Here is a 22,398-nt window from a genome sequence, read left to right as displayed (position 1 = left end):
CTTCCTGCTAGTTATGTACCGATTTTGAATGTTTTAATGGGCTTAGTAAAGTCTACTGCCCCAATTCAATTTTTGTCTTAGGACATCATAGTATGAATAGCTTTTCGGATGAATCAAGCGTAAAGATTTTTCTGCTTTTTTTATAACCACTTCATCACCTGGTAAAACAGCTAGGACCACATGGCTGTCACAACTGACTTGTAAGCTATCTGTATTTTCCAAGCTGAGTTTTAACCTGACTTCTTTATCGCCATCCACAACTAACGGCCTACTTGATAAAGTGTGGGGAAACATAGGGACAAGCGCCATGGCATTTAATTCTGGTGTAAGGATTGGGCCTCCACCAGAAAGAGAATAGGCTGTTGAGCCTGTCGGTGTTGAGACGATTAAACCATCTGAACGCTGCGAGAACACAAACTGATTATCAATAAATGCTTCAAACTCAATCATGTGTGCGACTTTATCGGCATGTAATACTGCTTCGTTCATGGCGGAATTGGCACTTTTTAATTCATCATGACGATAGACTTCGACTTCTAATAAGAAGCGTGATTCAGCAATGAATTCACCTCTTAGCACTTCTTCAAGCGCAGGCTCAAAGCCATCAGGGTTAAGGTCGGTTAAGAAGCCTAGGTTACCCCGGTTAACACCTATAACGGCGACATCAAATCGCGCTAGTACCCTAGCGGCACCGAGCATATTGCCATCACCGCCAATAACAATGGCCAGATCACAGCGTTTTCCCAGTTCAACTAATTCAATGAGTCCTTCAGGGGCAATTTCTTGAACTTGTGCGCCAACACGCTCTTCTACAAGTACCTCGTATCCTAATGCTTGCAAAAAGGTATAAAGGCGGTGTAATGTCAATGCCGCACCTTTGTGATTAGGTTTACCGATTAAGCCTATGGTTTTAAAAGGGCTTGTCATGATTATTTTCCTTGATTAAGTTAGCGCAAGACTAACCGAAAAACATTTAAGAGAAAACTTTTTTGATGGCCTGTGGATAAAGTATGAAATTAAGTCCCAGAGATCAGCAAATTTTTACTGCTGTGATGAGTATGTATTGCAATGGCGAAGGCCAGCCTGTGCCGTCGAGTAAAATAGCCAAGCAAAAAGGTATGGCTGTGTGCTCTGCTACAGTCAGAAACGCAATGGCTCGGCTAGAGAAGATTGGCTTGCTTTGCTCTCCTTACACTTCAGCAGGAAGAATGCCCACCGATGCCGGTTTTAAGTTCTGGCTAAGTGAATATTTAAATTTATCTGATATTGGCCACTACTGGCAACCTGAGCAGTCTAAACTCGTCGAATTGGCGCATTCTCTGAGTCAAAAATATCAAGTGTGTTGTTGTGTTGGTTTACCACAGGCAAGTTCACAAATCATTTTTAGGGTAGAAGTGCTTGGTTTTGATAGTAGTTCATGGTTAGTACTGTTAATTGATAGAGCTGGGCAGTCACAGAATATTTTGATTGATAAACCTGACTTTGAAACCGACGCACAGCGTTATCAATTTGCTTCTTGGATGAATACTGTTTTTAGTCAACAGCCTTTGAAAGAAGGTTTGCAACGTATGTTTGCAATGGCAAATAGCGCACCTAAAACTTGTACAGCTCAATTGACCCAATGGACTGCTCAACTTCATCAGCAACTAGGTTCAGATAACTGTATTTTACTTGGAGAAAGGCATTTATATAACGCCTTAGAGTCAAATAAAGAGCTTAACCTTGGAGTTGGGTTTCTTCACGATATTGAAGATAAATTGGCTTTTAAAAATGGTTTATCACTTATCATGGGTAATGAGTTATCGAGTTATCAATTGGGCAAAACAGTGATTTTAAGCCTGCCTTACTTTGAAAATGGTGAATATCAGAGCCGCTTTTGTGTGATTTGCTCAACTTGTGCACCAATCGAAGCAATAATTGATGAATTTTCGTTGGCGAGTACTTGAAACTGATTTTTCCATCCCCATAATGTCCGAAGTTGTAAGATTTTGGAGAAAAATATGTCTGAGCAAAATAATGCCCCTGAGCAAGAAGCGGTAGAGCCTGTTGAGCAAGTAGAACAAGAGCAAGCTCAAGAAGAAGTACAAACTGAACTAAGCCCAGAAGAAGAAATTGCTGGTTTATACGCAGAGCTTGAAGCAGCCAAACAGACTATTGCAGATCAAAAGGACAGTGTTGTACGTGCCGCAGCCGATGTAGAGAACATTCGTCGCCGTGCTGCACAAGATGTAGAAAAAGCACATAAATTTGCACTTGAAAAGTTCGCTAATGAGCTTTTACCAGTGATCGATAACCTTCACCGTGCTATTGAGTTTTCTGACAAAGAGAATGAAACACTTAAGCCAGTACTTGAAGGTGTTGAAATGACGCTTAAGAGTTTTGAAGATGCTGTCGCTAAGTTTGGTGTTGAAACAGTAAATCCACAAGGTGAAGTGTTCAATCCAGATTTCCATCAGGCAATGTCAATTCAACCTAGCAATGATGTAGCACCAAACACAGTGCTAGCTGTGATGCAAAAAGGTTATACTTTAAACGGTCGTTTACTTCGCCCTGCTATGGTAATGGTATCTAAAGCAGCTGAATAATCAGCTTCTGCTTTTTGAATTGAAACGGGCTCATTTAGCCCGTTTTTTGTTGCCTGAATTATATTGTTTACGTAAATTTTTATTATAAAATAATCATATACACTTAAAACGTCCTTTAAAGGAATCGCTATGAAAAAACTGATCGGCATAGTTGCCTTATCTTTATTGGCTGCAGGTTGTAAAACCTTCTCCAACAGGGCGAACACAAATTGCGCTTTACTCACCACAAAAGATGAATGATATGGGGGTTGCAAGTTTTGCTCAAATGAAAGAGCAGCAAGCCATAGAAACAGATAAAAACACCAATGCTTATGTGCGCTGTATCGCAGATAAGCTAATAGCTCAGTTACCTACGCAATATGCAAATCAAGACTGGGAGGTTGTCGTTTTTAAAGAAGACAGCGCCAACGCCTTTGCTTTACCAGGTGGAAAGATTGGTGTGCATACAGGGCTATTAAAGGTCGCTAAAGATCAACATCAACTTGCTGCGGTAATGGGCCATGAAGTGGGTCACGTTATCGCCGAGCACGCCAATGAACGAGTTTCTCAAAATAGCTTGTTGCAGTTTGGCTTGCAGGCAAGTGATGTGGCATTGCAAATGGGTAATGTGGAATACCGCCAAGCGATTATGCAAGGTTTAGGTGTTGGTGCTCAAGTAGGGGTCGCTTTACCTTTTAGCCGTTCTCATGAAAGTGAAGCCGATGTAATTGGTTTAGATCTAATGGCAAAAGCGGGATTCGAACCAACTGGTTCAGTGAAACTTTGGGAAAATATGAATAAACTCAGTGGTGAGCGCCCAGCAGAGTTTTTATCAACTCATCCAGCGCCTGACACACGTATGCAAACTTTGAATAGTAAAATGCCTGAAGCTGAGACATTAAAGCGTTCAGCATGGCAAAAAGGGCTAAAACCTGAGTGTAAATAAAGAGAAAAGGTTGCATTTATGCAGCCTTTTTTATGTATTTAGATTAATTGATCTATCTCAATTTAGTTTAACACTTACGCAAAAGGCGGACATAAGTCCTTATGTAGCTCGGTCTATTTTCTTATGCTCGCCGCACTCTTATGTCAAGGGTCAACACTATTTGATAAGGCTCGTAAATAATTGGCTACACTTATCAAAAAGCTGTTTTAACTAAACACAACTGAGTGGACCATTATGCAACAATTACCTACGGTAGATTACCGCGCAGATGACGCAGCTGCGCAATTCGTTGAATCTCTTCGTAATACAGGATTCGGCGTTTTAAAGAACCACCCAATCCCACAAGAATTAGTTGAATCAATTTATAAAAATTGGCAAGAGTTCTTCTATACAGAAGAGAAACACAACTTCTTATTCGATAAAGAAAATCAAGATGGTTACTTCCCACCAGAAGTTTCAGAAGTTGCAAAAGGCTTTACTGTTAAAGACATAAAAGAATACTTCCATGTTTATCCAAAAGGCCGTGTTCCTGCACAATTAGACGCTGAGATCCGTGAGTACTACCGTATTGCGAATGAGTTTGCCGCTGAGCTATTAAGCTGGGTTCAATCACAGGCACCAGAAGACGTTAAAGCGAAGTTTTCAATTGATCTAAAAGATATGATCAAAGATTCTGAGCAAACTTTACTTCGCGTTCTTCATTATCCGCCAATGACGGGTGATGAAGAACCAGGTGCTATTCGTGCAGCGGCACACGGTGATATCAATTTACTTACTGTACTTCCAGCTTCAAATGAGCCAGGTTTGCAAGTTCAAACACAAAATGGTGGCTGGTTAGACGTACCATGTGATTTTGGTAACTTAATTATTAATATCGGTGACATGCTTCAAGAAGCATCAGGTGGCTACTTCCCATCAACGATTCACCGTGTTATCAATCCATCAGGTAAAGCGTCTAAGAATTCACGTATTTCTCTACCATTATTCTTACACCCAAAACCTGAAGTTGTATTATCTGAGCGTTACACTGCTGATAGTTACTTACAAGAGCGACTTGAAGAACTAGGTGTTAAGTAAACTTCTACTGGAATTCAAGACACAAAAAAACCCTAACATTTGTTAGGGTTTTTTAAGTTAAAAACCACGAGGTGAGATAAATGTGCCTGCTTGAATTTCTTCATAGGTTTGCATAGCAAGTTCATCTAATGGGTCAAGTGAGCGACCTCGACTGGTGATTTCATGTGTTACAGGTAAAATATCAATGTCTTCAAATCCAGACATTTGCGCTATTTTTGCAAACGTATAAGCATGTTTGTATTTCTTTTGTTTGAAGAAAATACTGACAAGGCTGCTGTATACCTCTAATTTTGGCTGTTGACCCGCTTCGTTTAATTCCAGTACTCGATAAAGTAAATCTACAGTTTTCTCATCATCAAATTTAGCGTAATAGGTTGCTAAAAATAACTGTATTTCAGCATCATTTTTAACATTGTCTTGGTCTTGCATATTCAACAGCTTGTTCATTGCAAAACGACTGTTATTTCTGGACCAATGGTAGAAGAGCAAACCTGGATGATCAGTTTGTTTTGTATCTTGAAAAATACGGTTCATTTCTTTAAGGCTAGTTAAGTGACCTTCAACACGTGATGTGGTTTTTTCTTTTAACTTTATATGCTCAATTTTAGCAGCCAGAGATACACAAGAGTCATATGACTCTAACTTTTTTAGTAAGTCATATTTGTTGTCATCAGTAGGTGATTTGTATTCGTGATATCTGGCAAATATAAGATCAGAGCGCAGATCTTTACAGTGACTATCTTTATTTAAATCTTCACAAAACCCAGGTGTTTCTTCGCACACTTTACTTAAGGTCAGGGATTGCTCACAACCTACAAGGGTAAAAATACTTAGTGCGAGCAGCGTCCGCAGTGCCATCTTGCTTCCTCTTCATTGCTTTAATACTGTCAGGTTATGTTTGCTATGTTATTTGATAAGCCTGATATACATGTTTTTATGAGTTTTACTTGTTTTTACACTAAAAAAACCGCATAAAAAATAACTCTGCCTAGTTTAGCCTAATGAATTAGACAGTAACAGTGGAGAATCGTAGCAGTTTAAATTAGAATAGCGTTGCCCTAAGGGGCTATCCGTTCAAAAAAATTGTTTAATTAGGCAGAAAAAATGACCTTATCTCACGAGCAAGAATATCAAAATAGCTGGCAAGAACGCCAAGATTATGCTGAAAACATGCAACCAATCATTGGTCGTTTGTACCGTAACAAGGGTGTTGAAATCGCTGTTTACGGTCGTCCACTTGTAAATACAAGCACAATCGACGTGATCAAAGCTCACAAGACTGTGGCACGTTTCGAAGAAAGCAAACTACGCTTACGTGAAAGCTTCCCATTCCTAGAAGCTATTAGCAAAATGGATTTAGCACCTGCACGTATTGACCTAGGCAAATTAGCTTATGGTTATGTTCATAAAAATGCAGGCGAAGGTCGTTCAATTGAAGAATACCTAAACGCTGAATTAGCAGACATCGTAAACAAAGGCGACAATCAAGAGCCTCGTGATGTTGTTCTTTACGGTTTTGGCCGTATCGGTCGTTTATTAGCACGTCTACTTATCGAGCGTGGTGGCTCTCACACTGATCTACGCTTACGTGCAATCGTTGTTCGTGGTGGCCGTGACGGTGACCTTGAAAAGCGTGCAAGTCTGTTACGTCGTGATTCAATCCATGGCCCTTTCAACGGTTCAATCACGGTTGATAACGAGCGTAACGCAATCAAAGCTAACGGTAACTATATCCAAGTTATCTATGCTAACTCTCCAGATGAAATTGATTACAATGAATACGGCATCAACAATGCACTTATCGTTGATAACACAGGTATCTGGAAAGACAGAGATGGCTTAGGCCTTCACCTTAAGTCAAATGGTGCTGCTAAAGTGCTTCTAACAGCGCCTGCAAAAGGTGACATCAAAAACGTGGTTTATGGTGTTAACAATAAAGACATCCTTTCTGAAGATTCAATCGTTTCAGCGGCGAGCTGTACAACGAATGCAATCACACCAACACTTAAAGCACTTAATGATAAGTTTGGTATCCAGAATGGTCACGTTGAAACAGTTCACTCTTACACTAACGACCAGAACCTGATTGATAACTACCACAAAGCAGAGCGTCGTGGTCGTGCAGCAGCACTGAACATGGTTATCACGTCAACGGGCGCGGCTAAAGCTGTTTCTAAAGCACTACCTGAACTTGAAGGTAAGTTAACTGGTAATGCTATCCGTGTTCCTACGCCAAACGTTTCAATGGCTATTCTTAACCTAAACCTTGAAAAAGAGACAACGGTTGAAGAGCTAAACGAGTACTTACGTGAAACATCACTGTACTCTGACCTTCGTGATCAAATTGATTACACAGCGTCAACAGAAATCGTTTCTACTGACCTAGTAGGCAGCCGTTACGCAGGTGTTGTTGATTCTCAAGCAACAATTGTTGATGGTAACCGTGTTGTATTATACGTTTGGTATGATAACGAGTTTGGTTACAGCTGTCAGGTTATTCGTGTTATGCACGATATGGCTGAAGTTGAATTCCCAAGCCTACCTCGCTAATATCGAAAAGTAATAAAAAGCCAGCTTTAGCTGGCTTTTTTAGTTTTTGAACTTAAATCGGTGTGATACTCTTTAAAAATTATTTTTACAAGTGAATTACACTTCCTAAACGATAAAGACAAAAAGTTAATGTTTGTCTGCGACTATTGCGTCGTTAATTTATAAAAAGAAGGTTACGGATGAAAATCACCAGTAATTTTGACAGTGGTAATATCAAGGTGCTTGCGAGCAACGAGCCACTCGATATTCAACTAGCTATCAACAACGATAATGAATCTGAATTTTTTCAGTGGTTTCATTTTCGTTTAGAAAGCACACCATTTTTACAACATAAAATGCAAATTGGTGGTCTAGAAAAATCAGCTTATCCGGAAGGGTGGGATGACTATCAAGCGGTGGCATCATATGATCGCCAAACTTGGTTCCGTGTTCCTACAGCATACGAAAACGGTACTCTTACTATTGATTTCGAACCTGAGCAGAGCCATACCTATTTTGCTTATTTCGCACCTTATAGTTATGAGCGTCATTTAGACTTACTCTATTGGGCGCAAAGCCATGATGCATGTGAAATTGAAACTCTTGGCGAAACGCTAGACGGTCGTGATATCAGTTTGCTTACGATTGGCGAACCTGAAGAAGGTAAAAAGAAAATTTGGATCACTGCCCGTCAGCACCCGGGTGAGACAATGGCAGAGTGGTTTGTCGAGGGCTTACTTCACAAGCTTCTAGATGACGAAGACCCGCATGCAGCAGCGTTACTTTCTAAAGCGGTTTTCTATATTGTTCCAAATATGAACCCTGATGGCAGTGTTCGAGGTCACCTTCGTACAAACGCAGTGGGTGTTAACCTTAACCGCGAGTGGGCTGAACCGAGCCTTGAAAAATCACCAGAGGTTTTCCATGTGTTAAATAAGATGCATGACGCAGGCCTTGATATGTATTTAGATATTCATGGTGACGAAGCATTGCCTTATAACTTTGTTGCTGGTAGTGAAGGCATTCCAAGTTATGATGCGCGTTTAGAGTCATTAGAAAACGATTTTAAAGCAGCACTACTTACTATAACACCTGAGTTCCAAGATGAGTTTGGCTATCCAAAAGATGCGCCAGGTGAAGCTAACTTAACGGTTGCATCTTGTGCTGTGGGTGAGGCGTTTAAAGCGTTGGCTTATACGATTGAAATGCCGTTTAAAGATAACGCGAATCTACCAGACCCATATTACGGTTGGTCTGACAGACGCTCATACCAATTCGGTCAAGATACGCTTGCTGCAATTGTTTCGGTTGTAGACAAACTAAGATAATAATCAACAGTAAAATCAAAAGGTAGCGCCACGGTGCTACCTTTTATGTATAACAATAATGAGGATGTTCCATGGATGCATTTGGGCGGTTTCTAGATTCTCTAGATGGCATGTTGGGGGGAGCAGATTGGTTCCCATACGTATTACTTGGTGTGGGTTTATTCTTCACCATTTATCTTAAATTTCCACAGATCAGATATTTCAAACATGCTTGTAAGGTGGTAACCGGCAAGTTTGATAAAAAAAGCCATGAAGGTGACACCACGCACTTCCAAGCGCTTGCGACTGCACTTTCAGGCACCGTAGGCACTGGTAATATCGGTGGTGTGGCCCTGGCAATTTCAATTGGTGGTCCAGCGGCATTATTTTGGATGTGGATGACTGCATTCTTCGGTATGACGACTAAATTTGTAGAGGTGACCCTATCACACAAGTATCGTGTAAAAACCGATGATGGCACGATGGCTGGTGGTCCAATGTATTACATGGATCGTCGTTTGAATATGAAGTGGTTAGCTGTATTATTTGCTGTTGCCACTGTAATTAGTTCTTTTGGTACAGGTAGCCTGCCGCAAATTAATAATATTGCTCAGGGTATGGAGTCTACCTTTGGTTTTGAGCCTTGGCATACAGGTGGTGTGCTATCTATCCTACTTGCACTTGTTATTTTAGGTGGCATCAAGCGTATTGCCGCAATCACTTCTCGTGTTGTGCCACTGATGGCAGCGGTTTATATCATTGGTGCATTGGCGGTAATCTTCTACAACATTGAAAACATTGCACCTTCATTTGCAGCTGTGTTCACAGACGCATTTTCAGGTTCTGCCGCAGCGGGTGGTTTCTTAGGCGCATCATTTGCTTACGCCTTCAACCGTGGTGTAAACCGTGGTTTATTCTCTAACGAAGCAGGTCAAGGTTCTGCACCAATTGCACACGCATCTGCAAAAGCAGATGAGCCAGTATCTGAAGGTATGGTGTCAATTCTTGAACCTTTCATCGATACTATCATCATCTGTACTTTAACCGGTTTAGTAATCCTTTCTTCAGGTGTGTGGACGGAAAAATTTGAAACACAATTTGAACGTTCGTCAATGGTCATTTTACAAGGTCAGTATTCTGAAGATAACGAACAAGATCGTCTAGCGCTATACAATTACCTAAATGATGAAAAAGACCATGGTGTTGAGCTTTATAATGGTGAACTTCATTCAATTCAGGGTAAAGCGGTAGAAAAAGACTTTACCATTATTCACTCTCGTTCAATTGCTGAAGATGTGCGCTTTGGTTTAACTGAAAAGCATGTTTATACCGGCACTATTGAGATTAAAGATGGTATGCCTGTAGACAAAGACATTATGATCACAGGTAAATCTTTAGTACATTCTGCTGAGCTGACAACTAAAGCATTTAGCCGAGGTTTCTTTGGTGAAAATGGTAAATATATCGTATCAATTGGCTTGTTATTATTTGCTTTCTCGACAGCAATTGCGTGGTCCTATTATGGCGACCGTGCAATGATTTATCTACTTGGTAGCAAATCAGTGATGCCCTACCGAGTATTTTATGTTGCAGGCTTTTTCTGGGCATCATTTGCAGACACGACTTTAGTTTGGAAACTAGCAGCAGTTGCAATCGTTGTGATGACCTTACCTAACTTATTCGGTATTTTCTTACTTCGTAAAGAAATGAAAGAGTCAGTCACTGAATACTGGGATAAGTTCAACAAAGAGCATCCAAACGAAAAATAAATCGTTTTTGAACGTACCTTAGTAAAAGACTTTTGGTACAAAAACGAGTAAAATGGCGTCCTCGAGACGCCTTTTTTGTATCAGCAGGAGTCATAAATATGGCAATAGTTTCTTGTCCAAGTTGTAACGAGTCTATTTCAAGTAAAAACAAGGTTTGTCCACACTGTGACCTTCAGCTCGGAGAAGTCAGCGAAGAGCAATTAGCTCGAATTGCTGCACGTAAAAGAGTTAAAAAGCAGCAGATGTTTATGAATCACTCTTTCCTTGCATTGATCCTTTTCCTCGGTGGTTTCTTATACCTTTATTCACGCCAACCAGTACCTGATTCAATTGAAATGTGGTTAACCAGAGGCGTCATCGCAGTTGGTTGTTTTTGGTATTTAGTTAACAGAATTATTTTAGTGTATTTAAAAAAGAAAAAGTGACATGAACATAGACAGCTTAGTAAATAATTTAACACCCGAATTATTTGAGCGTTTGCAGTATGGGGCCTCAACAGGTAAGTGGCCTGATGGCACTCCTCTGACAGAAGCTCAAAAAGAGCAAACAGTACAACTCGTTATGCTTTATCAGGCGAAAGTAGCCAAGACTAATGAGCAATTCACCATAAACGCAGAAGGTGAAATGGTTCAGAAGTCCAAAAGAGAACTACAACAAGAATTTAAAAAAGAAAATGAGATAGCTAGGTTCAGTGAAAATGATCTTTAAACACCTATTTACACCAAAATGGAAACACCCAAAAACTGAAGTAAGACTTCAGGCGCTTAATAAGCTAGAGCAAGACAAGGATGCCGATGTTTTAAAGACAATGGCATTGGAAGATAATTCGATTGAAATCAGACAAAAAGCTTTAAATAAATTAAATAGTTTGAGTCTTTGGTGGCAAGCTTATAAACAAGACCAAGCGCTTAAAGACCTAGCAGAACAACATATTAGTAGCGCAGTATTAAACGGCAAAAGTGAACTTGACGGTACTATTCGCCAAGAATATGTAGATCGATATGCATCGAAACGAGTGCTAGAAAAGTTAGCGTTCTCTGAGTCAAGCTTAGAAGTTCGTGTAAAATTATTAAAACGCCTTGCTCAGCCTAAACTGATAGAGCAGAGCTTTAAGCAAGACGATGAGCAACTCCAGTTGTTGCTTTTACCTTTGGTAGAGCAATACGGCTTACAAAAGCAGTTATTGAAATCAGCGAAGGGCCAAGCGAAATCGGCACTTGAGCAAGCTCTTGAGCAACAAAAACTGGCAAAAGAAAAACCGGCTGAAGTACTTGCACAAGTCAAAATGATTTTAGCTAAGCTTAATGCGCTTAGAGACAAGCACGATTACAAAGAAGTAAACAACCAATTCGGAATTTTAACTGAGCAGTGGGTAGGTCTAGAGCTGTCTTGGTTAGATGAGGAAGCGGTTAAAGAAAATCAACAAAAATACAGTGCAATAGAAACGCGTATTTCTTCACATTTGACTGCTTTACAAACTGAGTTTGAAGCAGCAGAAAAAGCTGAGCAAGCGAAGCGAGAAAAAGAGGCGTTCCTGACAGAAATTGTGTCACACTTGAATCTAGCTGAACAAGCGTTAGTTAATGCTCTAGAACAACTAGATGTTTCAAAACAGACGGAGTTAGAGACTCAGCTTAGTCAGGTACGTAATGAAATAACATCTAGTGCATACAGTGCTGAGCTTGTTAAGCATTTAAGCTTACTTGCAGACTTTGAAAGTCAATTAAAGCAATTACCTGAACTGGTTGTTGCAAACCAAGCCGCCCAAACTGCACTTGACGCACTTGCTAATATCACGCCATCAACAGAGTTGAGTGAGCTTGATGACACTTTAAATTCGCAAAAATCGGCTTACAACAATGCGAAAAGCATTATTGAACAGTTACCTAACACATTAAAAAAACCAGCAAAAGCAAAGCTTAGTGCGTTAAGCAAGCAATTTAAATCAGCCATGGCTGAACAACTTGATGCGCAACAAAATGAGCTTAAACAAGCTAGACGCAAAGCCAAAGATGTCCAACGACTGCTTGAGCAAGGCCGAAGTAAAGTGGCATTTGGCGTTTTTAAAGGATTCAACGAGCACTTCGAGCGTTTAACTGCAGCAAACCAAGCACAGCTTGAACCGCTTCGTGAGCAAATTGCTTCGCAGTTAGATGATATTCGTGATTGGCAAAAGTACGCTTCAGCACCAAAGCGTGTAGAGCTTTTAGCTGTGTTAGATGAGCATATTGAAAGCTGTGATTTAGCGCCTAAACAACGTGCTGAGTTAGTTAAGAAGCTACGTGCACAATGGCATGAATTAGGCCGAGTTGATACTGACGAAGAGAAGCTACAAGCGAAGCAGTTCGATGAAAAGCTAGAACTGCTATTTGCACCTTGTCGTGCCTTCTTTGCTGAACAAGAGCAACAACGTGAAAAAGCAAAGCAAGCGCGTGAAGCTTTGATTGCACAAATGTCAGAACTTGCCGCAACAGACACATCAGTAGGTGAGTTTAACTGGCGTGAATATGAAAGCCAGTTTAATAAGCTAAATAAACAGTGGCGTGCAGCTGGCAGCGTAGACAGTGATGTATACAAATCACTGAATAATGCATTTAAAGCTAAAGCCCAACTTATTGGTGATGCGATCCGTTCGCAACATGAACACAATGCTCAATTAAAGCAAGGTCTAGTTGATACAGCGGCTGAGCAAATTGCTGCTGAGGATTTGGCACAAGCGTGCGACGTATTGAAATCGTTACAAAAGCAGTGGCAAACAATCGGTTTTGCAGGTAACAAGAAAGAAAACCAGCTGTGGCAAGCTTTCAGAGAGCATAACGATGCCGTGTTTGCGAAACGCAGTGCGGAGTTTGAATCTCAAAAAGCAGAGAAAGATGCACTGAACTCAGAGCAGCAGCAACAATTTGATGAAATTAAAGCTCAGTTGTCTGAGAACAGTAGCGAAGGTGAAATCAAAAAGTTGATTTCTCAATTATCCGAAATTGACTTTCTACCAGCAGTCAAAAAGCAAGCCCAAAAGTTTATTTCTGAATTGCAGCAGCAATTAGTTGACCTTGAGCAGCGTGCCAATACAGCTCGATTTGATGCGTTAAAGGTGGCGCTTGAAAATGGTGGTTCGATCCCAGCTGAGTTTATTAGCAAAATGGACGTGAATTTGTCTAGTGAGCAGATAATTTTACGCCTTGAAATCTTATCTGAGAAAATGAAGGATGAGAGCTCAAGCCCAGAGCGTATGGCAGAACAAGTAGCTATGTTAGATGATAAATTGCAAGGTCAAAACGTAGGTTTTGATCATTATTTATCTGCATACTTATCAAATACGCCTGCTGCTGAATTACAGTCAGAAAGATTACTCAAACTTCTTTAGCACTGGGTAATTCTTATGATAAAAACCACGCTAATGCGTGGTTTTTTTGTTTTTATATACTTTCAAAATCATGTCTAGAAAAAACTAGGTCGCAGATTGAGGTCAATTTAAAACCTCATTCAGAGCAGTATCAAGTGTTTCAAACTTGAATTTAAAACCCTGCTGTTCGAGCTTTTCTGGGATTACATTTTGCCCATATATTAATAAGTCGGACATTTCACCAAAGAGCAGTTTTAAAACAAATTCTGGCATAGGAAACAAAGCAGGGCGGTTTAAGGTTTTTGCGAGTATTTGAGTAAAATTAGTATTACTAACAGGCTCAGGGGCTGTGAGGTTAAACGCACCATGGGCATTTGGCTCGTCAAGTAAGAATACGATGGCGTTGATCATGTCATCGATATGGATCCAGGACATCATTTGTTTTCCTGATGCCATTTTGCCACCCAATCCTAACTTAAAGGGGGGGAGCATTTTGTCCAAAGCACCACCTTGTTTACTCAGCACAATACCTGTTCGTAGCAGGCAAACTCTCACATCAGGTGACTGTGCCTGTAGTGCGAGTTCTTCCCATTGTTTACATAGCTGATGGCTAAATTCAGGGTAAGTTGACGAGTATGACTCAGTAATGACATTCTCAGCAGGTTGACGACCATAAAACCCAATAGCACTTCCAGAAATAAACACTTTAGGCGGAGCGTCACTGGCATTTATTTTAGTGACGATCTGCTCGGTAATACCTAAACGGCTTTGAAAAATTCTTTGCTTTTGTTGAGCGCTCCACCGTTTGTCTGCGATGGGCTCTCCAGCAAGATTAATCACCGCATCTAAATCATCAAAATTTAAATCTTCAAGATTATCTAGAACGTCGATTGAATTTGGTAATGTGTTTTTAGCTTTGTTTATGTTTCTCGTTAAAGCTATCAGTTCGTGCTTGTTAGCGAGCAGTTTACAAAGTGCGGAGCCAATTAATCCCGTTGCACCTGTTATCAGTATTTTCATCCTACAACCTTAGCGCTTATATTTAGTTTTGATACGTTAAAAATCATTGATGGATCAATTAAGTATTGTTGAAGTAGAATAAATGTAAACTTGTTTTCGAAGGAATTTATGTGTCGTCTCTTCAAGGTTTAAGTAAAAGCTTGGTGATTATCGCATCGCTGTTTATCGTGCTGGCAGGCCTAAAACTGGCCACAGATATCATTGTGCCTTTTATACTGGCTGCATTTATTGCCATCATCTGTAATCCATTACTGAGATTCTTTGCCCGCTATAAAGTACCTAAAGGCATTGCTATTTTACTCATCATGTTAATGATAGTGGCTGTTGGCTCTAGTTTAGCAGGCCTAGTAGGTCAATCTCTGAATGATTTCTCAAAGCAATTGCCACAATACAGAGAAGATTTACAGACCCGTTTTGTCTGGTTAGTAGATACTGCTGCACAGTACAATATTTTGATCGACAAACAACAGCTCATTGCCTTGTTTGATCCGGGTAAAATGATTGATATGGCTACCAATATGCTGACTGGGTTTGGTGCGGCCATGGCCAATATTTTTTTAATCATATTAACAGTGGTGTTTATGTTATTCGAAGCACCGATGATCAATAAAAAAGTACATTTGGCGCTAGATGACCCTGAAATGCGACAAAAACAAATCGATAAATTTCTAGAATCTATTAACTCTTATTTGGCCATTAAAACTTTGGTGTCTTTAGCAACTGGTTTTTGCGCTGCGTTGTTACTTTGGATATTAGATGTTGACTACTTTGTTTTATGGGGCGTTGTCGCGTTCTTATTAAATTATATTCCTAATATCGGCTCTATTATTGCCGCAGTGCCTGCGGTTTTAATTGCACTTATCACCCAAGGTCCTCTTGTCAGTGGCTTTGTTGCACTTGGTTATGTGGCGATAAATACGGTTATGGGGAACGTTATAGAGCCTAGATATATGGGTAAAGGGCTTGGCTTATCTACTTTAGTTGTGTTCCTTTCTTTAATCTTCTGGGGCTGGTTGTTTGGGACTGTGGGAATGCTGTTATCAGTACCATTAACCATGGTGGTGAAAATTGCCTTAGAAAATAGCGAACAAGGGCAGTGGCTAGCGACTATGCTAGGTAGTGGTGAAGAAACAGAATCAAAGCTAAGTTAATTATTGAAAACGGCGCTGAAAAAGCGCCGTTTTTATTGTTGATTAATAACTAAGTTTCAAATCTTCAATATGGCGTGTATATAAACGTATCTTGCATTCTTTATATGCAACAGCAGCTTTGGTTGAGTTTGGCATTTTATGAAGGTAGCGCCATCTACAGCTATCTTCAATGTAGTTGTCTTGATGTTTTAAACTTCGTCTTATAATCGGTAACAGTTGAGTATTGCCGGTGTCTTGCTCAAGCTCTTCCATATCCATCACCAGCTTTTTAATCCAGATAGTTCTTTCCCTGTCTAATGTCTCAATATTGCTATCAAGGCATTTTATAAACTGTCTAGCCTCAGCAGGGGAGTTACTTTGTATTGGCTTACACTCTCTGAGCTCATAGGCGTGTGTTGAAAGTGTTATTAGTGGTAATCCTGCACAAAAAAGTAATCTAAAAAATTTAGTCATATTTAAACTCAACAATAAACAACGCACCGCCTAATGAAGCAGAGCCTATCTCTATGTTTCCTTGATAATCATTCACCAAATCTGCCACAATTGCGAGTCCAACGCCATGACCCGATTCATAAGTATCTAAGCGAGTGCCGCGTTGTAATAGTTTTTTACGAGCACTGACTTCAATGCCTGGGCCATCATCACAAATTTCAATTTTCAGGGTCTTTTCATCACTTGTGACATTGACATGGACAGTCTTTAGACAGGCTTTACAGGCATTGTCGATAAGGTTGCCCAGTATCTCCATTAAATCTGTTTTATCGCCTAAAAACTTAGTTTTATCAGCACAATTCGATTGAAAATCAATTGCTTTCTCATGATATACCTTTTTCATCGCATTTAAAATCGATTCAAGTACAGGTGCAACAGAGGTGGTTTTCTTCCAAGTATCGGTACCACCAGTCGCAGCACGCTTTAACTGATGTTCTATCATACTGTTGATCCTATCGAGTTGCTCTTGTGCATCATTATCATTTGCCATAGGACTAGATTTTAAGATAGCTAAAGGCGTTTTCAGTGCATGTGCTAAGTCGCTTAATGACGCTCTATATCGTTCTTTTTGTCGGCGTTGAGACTCAAGGAGTAAATTTAGATCTTCTGTAATAGCTTGAAGCTCAACAGGGTAAGTATGCGATAAGCGCTCCTTTTTGCCAGATTCAATCGCTTTTATCTCTTTGTCTAAACGCTGTAGAGGTCGCATATTCCAGATAAAACCTAAACTCATTAAAAGTGTCATGATGGCACCGAGAATTAACATCCAAGTCATTAATGTGTCTGTAAACTCGGACAATATATCTTCTAAAGCATTATCGTCTCGCAGCAGGATAAACACAGCTTGTTGAGATTGTTCGGCATTACCCAAGATAACAGTGAGGCTGAGTTGCCAGTATGCATTGCCTTGATAGTGCACTTGTTTGAATTCAGATGCGCCAGTCTCAGAGTCTATTGAGTCAGGGTTAAATTCTAGTGAGACAGCAGACTCCGAATACCAAACCAAATCATTGTTCTGATAGATAAGAGCGAAAGTATCGGAGTCAATGCGATTTAATTCGGGTGCCAATATGGTATTGGGCATTTTTACCGATTCATCAATAAACTCAACTTCTGAAATGAGTGAATATAAGTGCGCTTCTAAGTTTTTTTCGGTGGCATCGACAAGTGACGCATAATAGGCGCTGCTTACAGAGTAAAACAATACGGGAAGGGCGATTATAAGCACAAAGACAAGGACGAAGCCTTGTCTTATTTTTAATGGCACCTGTATAGAATTTACCACTGACTCTTAAACCTGTAGCCTCTGCCTCTTAAAGTCTCGACTGGGTTAAGTACGCCTTCAGGATCGAGTTTTTTACGTAGCCTAAGCACAAACACTTCAATTACATTTGAATCTAAGTCGAAGTCCTGATCATAAATATGCTCAGTAAGTTCAGATTTAGAAATCACCTTTTGCGGGTTGACCATTAAGTATTCAAGCACTTTGTATTCATATGCAGTGAGCGTTAATTCTTTTTCATTGACCCACACTTGTTGTGAGCGGGTGTGAATTTTAACAGGACCAATATTAATTTCTGGATTTGCTTGGCCTGCACTACGACGAATTAACGCGTTACAACGAGCCACAAGCTCTTCAACATGGAATGGCTTTGTTAAGTAGTCATCAGCACCAGCATCTAGGCCTTCTACTTTATCCTGCCAACGTTCACGGGCAGTTAGAATTAAAATGGGGATAGTCACCCCCGCTTTCCTGGCGCGTTTAATCAGTTCGATACCGTCTAATTTAGGTAGACCCAAATCAACTACAGCTAAATCAAGCGGGTATTCTTGTAAGTGAAATAAACCAGATTCACCATCATGGCATAAATCGATACTGTATTTTTCTTTTTCTAGTGCTGAGCGTAAATTCTCAGCCAGTTGAATATCATCTTCGATCACTAAAATTCGCATACTAATCCTTCTTCACTTTGCCTGTTTTTTTATCTACTTTGAGGTCAACAATGCGTCCGTCCTGTTGCAAGATCCTCACGACAAAATAGGTGTTTTCTTCTGATACTTTTAACGTTTTTCCTGCATATTCTGCTAGGGCCAGCGTAATAGCTTGTTTTTTGTCGATATTGGCTTTGTTATTGGCAATGACTGTCGCTGACATCAGTGACAAGCTTAAACTAACAACAAAACCAACTAGTGTTAGACGCATTTTGAGCTCCAGTTACAGGGCTGCTTAACAATTGTGTTCAGAATATAAGTTAACGAATTAACCAAAGCTGAACTTGTTGTTAAGGCAAAACCTTTTTATATGGTTTAACAACACTGTGAGCATATACGCCAGCAGCAATATATGGATCTGCATCAGCCCACTGCTGGGCAGCTTCAAGAGACTCAAACTCTGCGACAACTAGTGAGCCTGTAAAACCAGCTGAACCTGGTTCTTCACTATCAATTGCAGGAAGAGGACCCGCTGCGAATAGACGATTTTGTTCTTTTAAAGCCACGAGTCTTTCTAAATGAGCAGGGCGAGTCGCTAAACGTTTTTCTAAAGAATTCTCTACATCAGTAGAGTAGATCATATACAACATAAAATTCACTTTATTCGGGTCTGTATGAAATTGTATGCAATGGTAAGCTTTCTATACGCCCTTTGTAAATGGCAATACTATGAGACGCAGTGTTTCACGTTAAAAACTTGATAACAGTATCCTATGACGGTAGAGTCGGGCGGAAGTAAAAAAACAATAACAACAGGATGACGTTTTAATGAGTTCGAACAGAGAGCATTTTAGTTCAAAACTAGGCTTTATTTTAGCTGCTGCAGGCTCTGCAGTAGGTATAGGTAACTTAGTTGGTTTTCCCGTCTCTGCAACAAAAAATGGTGGTGGAGCCTTTCTATTAGTTTATGCATTATTTGTGGCTTTTATCTGTTTGCCTGTGATGATGGCTGAAATGGCAATGGGTCGAAAAGCGCAAAAAGACCCATACGGTGCATATAAATCTTTATCTGGTAATGACAAAAAGTGGTCTTTTGCGGGCGGCCTCGCTGTACTAACTCCTTTTATGATTGCTGTATTTTATATGGTAATTACAGTTTGGATATTTGGTTATCTAGCGCAAACTGCATTAGGTAACTTGGACATGCTGGCTGATCCAGATCATTTTGGTCAGTTCATTAATCAAAACACGGTTTTTGGTTACATGGTTGTAGTTGCAATCATTGTGAACTTAATTCTAGTGGGTGGTGTTAAAGAAGGCATTGAAAAAGCAGCTAAGTTTCTAATGCCCGCACTATTTGTACTACTAATTGGTTTAGTAGCGTATGTACTCACGCTAGATAACGCCATGGCTGGTGTTGAGTATTACATTATCCCAGACTTTTCTAAGATGGATGCCAGTGTTCTAAATGGCGCTTTGTCTCAAGCATTTTTCTCATTATCTTTAGGTATGGGTATCTTAATGACTTATGCGTCTTATATCTCTAAAAAAGACGACATTGTAGGTGGCGCAAAAATGGTCGCCATAACTGACTCGTTAGTGGCATTTATTGCTGGCCTTATGGTTCTGCCTGCTATCTTCAGCTTCAATCCAGCGACGAATCCAGAAGAGCTATCTGATTCATCGGTTTCAATGATTTTCGTTTATCTACCTAAAATTCTTTTAGCACTGCAAACTGACATTGGTTATACCGGTGCGTCAATCGTGGCGTTTGTCTTCTTCTTACTGGTATTTTTTGCGGCAATTACCTCTCTTGTATCAATTGTTGAAGTGCCAACAGCTGCTTTAATCGAAGAAAAAGGCGTAAGTCGCAAGGTAGCATTATTAATTTTAGCTGGTGCTACAGGTCTACTGACAGTGCTGTGTACTATGTCATTTGGTATGGTTGATTGGCTAACTCAGTTTGTTAGTTATGGTGGTGCAGACAAGAGTATGTTCGATATCGTATACGATGTTTTCTACGACACAATTTTACCCCTGAATGGTCTAATGGTGTGTTTGTTTGTCACTTATCGCTGGAAGAAAGCAAAGCTTTCTGAAGAGTTATCTCAGGGCTGTGACAGCTACTCAGGTAGTTTTATGGAAAAATATGTGAATTTCTCACTATCTACTTTTATACCTGTGATCTTGCTACTTATCTTTGTAAATACCGTAGCCACTAAGTTTTTTGCAGTAAGCTTATTTGGTTTTTAACCCGTATAAGATTAAAACTAAAAAAGGCCGATTATTCGGCCTTTTTATATCAATCCTCTAAATTAAGTGGTCTATTTTGAGGAAAGAAAAACTTGTCGATAGCGCCGCTCACGCATCCTGCTCACGCTGAGGTACCTACTTCCATGTAGGCAAGGCGAAAATTTTGCTATTTAGTTGCTCTAAATGTGGAATTTTTAACTAAGCTAGCGTCAATTTTAATCCCTCAAAATGATTAAGCATTATTGAGGATTGGTATTAATCTCTAGCTTGTGGTTATTCTCATCCCGGAATCTAAATAGCTGCCAACTCCAATAGTAAACATCCATAAACCCCACAAGCTATGTTCTAGTACACACACCATCAATGAACGACTGTGTGCATAGGTGTAAGAAAATAACAGCCCGCCTGCAAATGAAAGCGCAATTGCAATCCAATTGTCGTAGACGCAATGGGCGAGGGCAAAGCTGAGTGCACTTAAAAAGATACGCACGTTTTTACTTGGCAGAATATGTTTATAACGATGGAAGAAATAGCTCCTAAAAATGAGCTCCTGAGGCAAAACAGAAAGCAGTGGATATGCAATCAATAATATTAACCATTGAGTGGTTTCATTCTTTGGCATAGCAAACCAAAGCGTTTGATTGGCCAAGCCAAATAACATGGCACTAAACAATGCGCCAATGAAGAAGCCAGTAAAAAGTCGATGTTTGACTTGTGAAAATTGTCCTAAAGAAGTTAAACGAAAGCGCTTAAAGTGCGGGTCAGTGAGCAATAGAAAGGTACAAACAATCATAAGGATGAGTAAAGCAGGGAACAACCAACTAGACAGGTAATCTTTAAATAAATAAGTAAATAACGGCAAGCAGAAAAAAACGCCACAGAGCTCAAACCAACGATATTGCGAAGCAGTCAAAGGCAACTCCATACTTAAACAGAACTAAAAAAAGTATAGGTTGCCCCTAGACTAAAAAAGCGACAGTTTTATTAAATCTGCGGGATTATTTTTTGTTTTCTTGTTCTTGAAACCCATCAGGTAAGTATTCAAAAATCCGAAAAACAGTGAGCAATACAGCTATAAATGTGGCGATTGCGAGACCGAAGACTTTGAAATTAACCCAAAAGTCGAGTGAGAAGTTATAGGCAACGTAGAGGTTTAAGACAGCAATACTGATTAAGAATATAAACCAAATCGTATTGAGTTTTTCATACACAGGTTTTGGAACATCAATTTTAAGTTCTTTTTCACCCTGTTTCTCGGCAGCAGTCTTTAACATACTGAGTAATGCCGTTTTCACGAGGTTTTTGTTAAATATAAATCGAGAAATGACTAAGGCAGCCGCAAGCAAGCCATAAATAGCTGTCGTTTTCCACATAATGTACTGTTCATCTTGGAATATGATTGTCATACCGCCTAGGAATAAAGCAATTACACAGAAAACCCACGTTTTGGTAGAGATTTTACCCTTAGTGAAATATTGATATGCAATTTGCAGTAACGATATACCGACCAATACCGCAGTCGCCCAGAATATATCGACCAATTTGTAGACTAAGAAAAATAGGATAAGGGGTAAGTATTCAAATAATGCAGCCATAGATACCTCTCTTAAATTACTTCCTACAACAAAGTATTAACAATATTTGAGTAAGACTGCAAGTTGACATTCACAAAAAATATTTTTAGGCTCTGCCACCCTCTAGCAGTAATAAACCAGTATATATGAACAAGTCAGAATTAGTATCGGCCATGGCGGCACACAGTGAGTTAACTAAAAAGGATTCTCAGGCAGCTTTGAATAGTATTTTGGCGATCATAAAAAAGCGCTTATCTGAGGGCGATCAGGTGCCTATCTCTGGTTTAGGTACGTTTGCACTGAGTTATCATCCGGCTAAGATGGGCAGAAATCCACAAACGGGTGAAGAGATCATGATTGAAGGGGCAAACAAGGTGCAATTTAAAGTTGCTAAGGCGCTGAAAGACGCCTTAGCGAACTAAGCATCAAAGTTTCGTC

General features: G+C 39.9%; 22 protein-coding genes and 1 pseudogene. 13 read left to right on the top strand and 10 right to left on the bottom strand.

Going from position 1 to position 22,398, the window contains the following annotated elements:
- Positions 1 to 42: 42 nt before the first annotated feature.
- Positions 43 to 927: an NAD(+) kinase gene (gene nadK, locus ABMY35_RS19970; protein ID WP_138480122.1), complete on the bottom strand. Its 885-nt coding sequence runs from the start codon at positions 925 to 927 to the stop codon at positions 43 to 45.
- 83 nt (positions 928 to 1,010) lie between these two features.
- On the opposite strand from nadK, the gene ABMY35_RS19965 reads away from it, so the two are divergent.
- The 4 genes and pseudogenes from ABMY35_RS19965 to ABMY35_RS19950 all read left to right on the top strand — a co-directional run bounded on the left by ABMY35_RS19965 (position 1,011) and on the right by ABMY35_RS19950 (position 4,587).
- On the top strand, positions 1,011 to 1,946 hold the full coding sequence (locus ABMY35_RS19965) for an HrcA family transcriptional regulator (protein WP_349287825.1): 936 nt from the start codon (positions 1,011 to 1,013) through the stop codon (positions 1,944 to 1,946).
- A 54-nt stretch (positions 1,947 to 2,000) separates the two neighbouring features.
- The gene (gene grpE, locus ABMY35_RS19960) at positions 2,001 to 2,585 is read left to right on the top strand and encodes a nucleotide exchange factor GrpE (RefSeq protein ID WP_349287824.1); all 585 of its coding nucleotides are present in this window, start codon (positions 2,001 to 2,003) and stop codon (positions 2,583 to 2,585) included.
- A gap of 129 nt (positions 2,586 to 2,714) precedes the next feature.
- Positions 2,715 to 3,510: pseudogene (locus tag ABMY35_RS19955) on the top strand (M48 family metallopeptidase).
- Positions 3,511 to 3,744: 234 nt separating this feature from the next.
- Positions 3,745 to 4,587, top strand: a complete 843-nt coding sequence (locus tag ABMY35_RS19950; protein ID WP_349287823.1) for a 2OG-Fe(II) oxygenase family protein — start codon at positions 3,745 to 3,747, stop codon at positions 4,585 to 4,587.
- Between the two features lie 57 nt (positions 4,588 to 4,644).
- Here the strand turns inward: ABMY35_RS19950 and ABMY35_RS19945 are convergent, their stop codons facing one another.
- Positions 4,645 to 5,445, bottom strand: a complete 801-nt coding sequence (locus tag ABMY35_RS19945) for a DUF2989 domain-containing protein (RefSeq protein ID WP_349287822.1) — start codon at positions 5,443 to 5,445, stop codon at positions 4,645 to 4,647.
- 246 nt (positions 5,446 to 5,691) lie between these two features.
- On the opposite strand from ABMY35_RS19945, the gene ABMY35_RS19940 reads away from it, so the two are divergent.
- From ABMY35_RS19940 to ABMY35_RS19915, 6 genes are all read left to right on the top strand, one after another.
- On the top strand, positions 5,692 to 7,137 hold the full coding sequence (locus tag ABMY35_RS19940; protein WP_138480116.1) for a glyceraldehyde-3-phosphate dehydrogenase: 1,446 nt from the start codon (positions 5,692 to 5,694) through the stop codon (positions 7,135 to 7,137).
- A 179-nt stretch (positions 7,138 to 7,316) separates the two neighbouring features.
- Positions 7,317 to 8,444 carry a M14-type cytosolic carboxypeptidase gene (locus tag ABMY35_RS19935; protein WP_349287821.1) on the top strand — a complete coding sequence of 376 codons (1,128 nt, stop codon included), beginning with the start codon at positions 7,317 to 7,319 and terminating at the stop codon, positions 8,442 to 8,444.
- A 71-nt stretch (positions 8,445 to 8,515) separates the two neighbouring features.
- Positions 8,516 to 10,192 carry an AGCS family amino acid carrier protein gene (locus ABMY35_RS19930; RefSeq protein ID WP_349287820.1) on the top strand — a complete coding sequence of 559 codons (1,677 nt, stop codon included), beginning with the start codon at positions 8,516 to 8,518 and terminating at the stop codon, positions 10,190 to 10,192.
- A 98-nt stretch (positions 10,193 to 10,290) separates the two neighbouring features.
- Complete coding sequence (locus ABMY35_RS19925; RefSeq protein ID WP_349287819.1) at positions 10,291 to 10,617, top strand: hypothetical protein; 327 nt, start codon at positions 10,291 to 10,293, stop codon at positions 10,615 to 10,617.
- Position 10,618: 1 nt separating this feature from the next.
- The gene (locus tag ABMY35_RS19920; RefSeq protein ID WP_058030038.1) at positions 10,619 to 10,900 is read left to right on the top strand and encodes a DUF1315 family protein; all 282 of its coding nucleotides are present in this window, start codon (positions 10,619 to 10,621) and stop codon (positions 10,898 to 10,900) included.
- A complete protein-coding gene (locus ABMY35_RS19915) occupies positions 10,890 to 13,559 on the top strand; it encodes a DUF349 domain-containing protein (RefSeq protein ID WP_349287818.1) in 2,670 nt (889 codons plus the stop codon). The genes ABMY35_RS19920 and ABMY35_RS19915 overlap by 11 nt, the downstream gene beginning before the upstream one ends.
- Before the next feature lie 102 nt (positions 13,560 to 13,661).
- Here ABMY35_RS19915 and ABMY35_RS19910 read toward each other — a convergent pair whose 3' ends face one another.
- Positions 13,662 to 14,558 (bottom strand): TIGR01777 family oxidoreductase, encoded by an 897-nt coding sequence (locus ABMY35_RS19910; RefSeq protein WP_349287817.1) that lies wholly within the window; start codon positions 14,556 to 14,558, stop codon positions 13,662 to 13,664.
- 110 nt (positions 14,559 to 14,668) lie between these two features.
- On the opposite strand from ABMY35_RS19910, the gene ABMY35_RS19905 reads away from it, so the two are divergent.
- Positions 14,669 to 15,709: an AI-2E family transporter gene (locus ABMY35_RS19905; protein WP_349287816.1), complete on the top strand. Its 1,041-nt coding sequence runs from the start codon at positions 14,669 to 14,671 to the stop codon at positions 15,707 to 15,709.
- A gap of 42 nt (positions 15,710 to 15,751) precedes the next feature.
- On the opposite strand, the gene ABMY35_RS19900 is transcribed toward ABMY35_RS19905, so the two are convergent.
- The 5 genes from ABMY35_RS19900 to ABMY35_RS19880 all read right to left on the bottom strand — a co-directional run bounded on the left by ABMY35_RS19900 (position 15,752) and on the right by ABMY35_RS19880 (position 18,783).
- Positions 15,752 to 16,162: a hypothetical protein gene (locus ABMY35_RS19900; protein WP_138484584.1), complete on the bottom strand. Its 411-nt coding sequence runs from the start codon at positions 16,160 to 16,162 to the stop codon at positions 15,752 to 15,754.
- The gene (locus ABMY35_RS19895; protein WP_349287815.1) at positions 16,155 to 17,486 is read right to left on the bottom strand and encodes an ATP-binding protein; all 1,332 of its coding nucleotides are present in this window, start codon (positions 17,484 to 17,486) and stop codon (positions 16,155 to 16,157) included. Before ABMY35_RS19895 ends, ABMY35_RS19900 begins: the two co-directional genes overlap by 8 nt.
- Entirely contained in the window at positions 17,480 to 18,154 is a 675-nt protein-coding gene (locus tag ABMY35_RS19890; protein WP_138484580.1) for a response regulator transcription factor, read from the bottom strand. The genes ABMY35_RS19895 and ABMY35_RS19890 overlap by 7 nt, the downstream gene beginning before the upstream one ends.
- A gap of 1 nt (position 18,155) precedes the next feature.
- Entirely contained in the window at positions 18,156 to 18,404 is a 249-nt protein-coding gene (locus ABMY35_RS19885; RefSeq protein WP_349287814.1) for a PepSY domain-containing protein, read from the bottom strand.
- Between the two features lie 79 nt (positions 18,405 to 18,483).
- A complete protein-coding gene (locus tag ABMY35_RS19880) occupies positions 18,484 to 18,783 on the bottom strand; it encodes a YciI family protein (RefSeq protein ID WP_349287813.1) in 300 nt (99 codons plus the stop codon).
- 178 nt (positions 18,784 to 18,961) lie between these two features.
- Here ABMY35_RS19880 and ABMY35_RS19875 point away from each other — a divergent pair, with 178 nt between their 5' ends.
- Entirely contained in the window at positions 18,962 to 20,386 is a 1,425-nt protein-coding gene (locus ABMY35_RS19875; protein WP_349287812.1) for a sodium-dependent transporter, read from the top strand.
- A gap of 262 nt (positions 20,387 to 20,648) precedes the next feature.
- Here the strand turns inward: ABMY35_RS19875 and ABMY35_RS19870 are convergent, their stop codons facing one another.
- Both ABMY35_RS19870 and ABMY35_RS19865 read right to left on the bottom strand, forming a co-directional pair.
- Positions 20,649 to 21,299: a CPBP family intramembrane glutamic endopeptidase gene (locus ABMY35_RS19870; RefSeq protein ID WP_349287811.1), complete on the bottom strand. Its 651-nt coding sequence runs from the start codon at positions 21,297 to 21,299 to the stop codon at positions 20,649 to 20,651.
- Between the two features lie 85 nt (positions 21,300 to 21,384).
- Positions 21,385 to 21,981 carry an inner membrane-spanning protein YciB gene (locus ABMY35_RS19865; RefSeq protein ID WP_349287810.1) on the bottom strand — a complete coding sequence of 199 codons (597 nt, stop codon included), beginning with the start codon at positions 21,979 to 21,981 and terminating at the stop codon, positions 21,385 to 21,387.
- 125 nt (positions 21,982 to 22,106) lie between these two features.
- On the opposite strand from ABMY35_RS19865, the gene ABMY35_RS19860 reads away from it, so the two are divergent.
- Entirely contained in the window at positions 22,107 to 22,382 is a 276-nt protein-coding gene (locus ABMY35_RS19860) for an HU family DNA-binding protein (protein ID WP_349287809.1), read from the top strand.
- Positions 22,383 to 22,398 lie beyond the last annotated feature (16 nt).

Source organism: Pseudoalteromonas sp. BZB3, assembly GCF_040104455.1.
Lineage (GTDB): Bacteria > Pseudomonadota > Gammaproteobacteria > Enterobacterales > Alteromonadaceae > Pseudoalteromonas.
Note: the sequence above shows the minus strand (reverse complement) of the source record. Positions and strands in the feature narration are given on the sequence as shown.

What these genes read in the sequence shown, in the direction of transcription:
- nadK (WP_138480122.1), bottom strand. Translation starts at nt 927, where the DNA reads ATGACAAGCCCTTTTAAAACCATAGGCTTAATCGGTAAACCTAATCAC.
- ABMY35_RS19965 (WP_349287825.1), top strand. Translation starts at nt 1,011, where the DNA reads ATGAAATTAAGTCCCAGAGATCAGCAAATTTTTACTGCTGTGATGAGT.
- grpE (WP_349287824.1), top strand. Translation starts at nt 2,001, where the DNA reads ATGTCTGAGCAAAATAATGCCCCTGAGCAAGAAGCGGTAGAGCCTGTT.
- ABMY35_RS19950 (WP_349287823.1), top strand. Translation starts at nt 3,745, where the DNA reads ATGCAACAATTACCTACGGTAGATTACCGCGCAGATGACGCAGCTGCG.
- ABMY35_RS19945 (WP_349287822.1), bottom strand. Translation starts at nt 5,445, where the DNA reads ATGGCACTGCGGACGCTGCTCGCACTAAGTATTTTTACCCTTGTAGGT.
- ABMY35_RS19940 (WP_138480116.1), top strand. Translation starts at nt 5,692, where the DNA reads ATGACCTTATCTCACGAGCAAGAATATCAAAATAGCTGGCAAGAACGC.
- ABMY35_RS19935 (WP_349287821.1), top strand. Translation starts at nt 7,317, where the DNA reads ATGAAAATCACCAGTAATTTTGACAGTGGTAATATCAAGGTGCTTGCG.
- ABMY35_RS19930 (WP_349287820.1), top strand. Translation starts at nt 8,516, where the DNA reads ATGGATGCATTTGGGCGGTTTCTAGATTCTCTAGATGGCATGTTGGGG.
- ABMY35_RS19925 (WP_349287819.1), top strand. Translation starts at nt 10,291, where the DNA reads ATGGCAATAGTTTCTTGTCCAAGTTGTAACGAGTCTATTTCAAGTAAA.
- ABMY35_RS19920 (WP_058030038.1), top strand. Translation starts at nt 10,619, where the DNA reads ATGAACATAGACAGCTTAGTAAATAATTTAACACCCGAATTATTTGAG.
- ABMY35_RS19915 (WP_349287818.1), top strand. Translation starts at nt 10,890, where the DNA reads ATGATCTTTAAACACCTATTTACACCAAAATGGAAACACCCAAAAACT.
- ABMY35_RS19910 (WP_349287817.1), bottom strand. Translation starts at nt 14,558, where the DNA reads ATGAAAATACTGATAACAGGTGCAACGGGATTAATTGGCTCCGCACTT.
- ABMY35_RS19900 (WP_138484584.1), bottom strand. Translation starts at nt 16,162, where the DNA reads ATGACTAAATTTTTTAGATTACTTTTTTGTGCAGGATTACCACTAATA.
- ABMY35_RS19890 (WP_138484580.1), bottom strand. Translation starts at nt 18,154, where the DNA reads ATGCGAATTTTAGTGATCGAAGATGATATTCAACTGGCTGAGAATTTA.
- ABMY35_RS19885 (WP_349287814.1), bottom strand. Translation starts at nt 18,404, where the DNA reads ATGCGTCTAACACTAGTTGGTTTTGTTGTTAGTTTAAGCTTGTCACTG.
- ABMY35_RS19880 (WP_349287813.1), bottom strand. Translation starts at nt 18,783, where the DNA reads ATGTTGTATATGATCTACTCTACTGATGTAGAGAATTCTTTAGAAAAA.
- ABMY35_RS19875 (WP_349287812.1), top strand. Translation starts at nt 18,962, where the DNA reads ATGAGTTCGAACAGAGAGCATTTTAGTTCAAAACTAGGCTTTATTTTA.
- ABMY35_RS19865 (WP_349287810.1), bottom strand. Translation starts at nt 21,981, where the DNA reads ATGGCTGCATTATTTGAATACTTACCCCTTATCCTATTTTTCTTAGTC.
- ABMY35_RS19860 (WP_349287809.1), top strand. Translation starts at nt 22,107, where the DNA reads ATGAACAAGTCAGAATTAGTATCGGCCATGGCGGCACACAGTGAGTTA.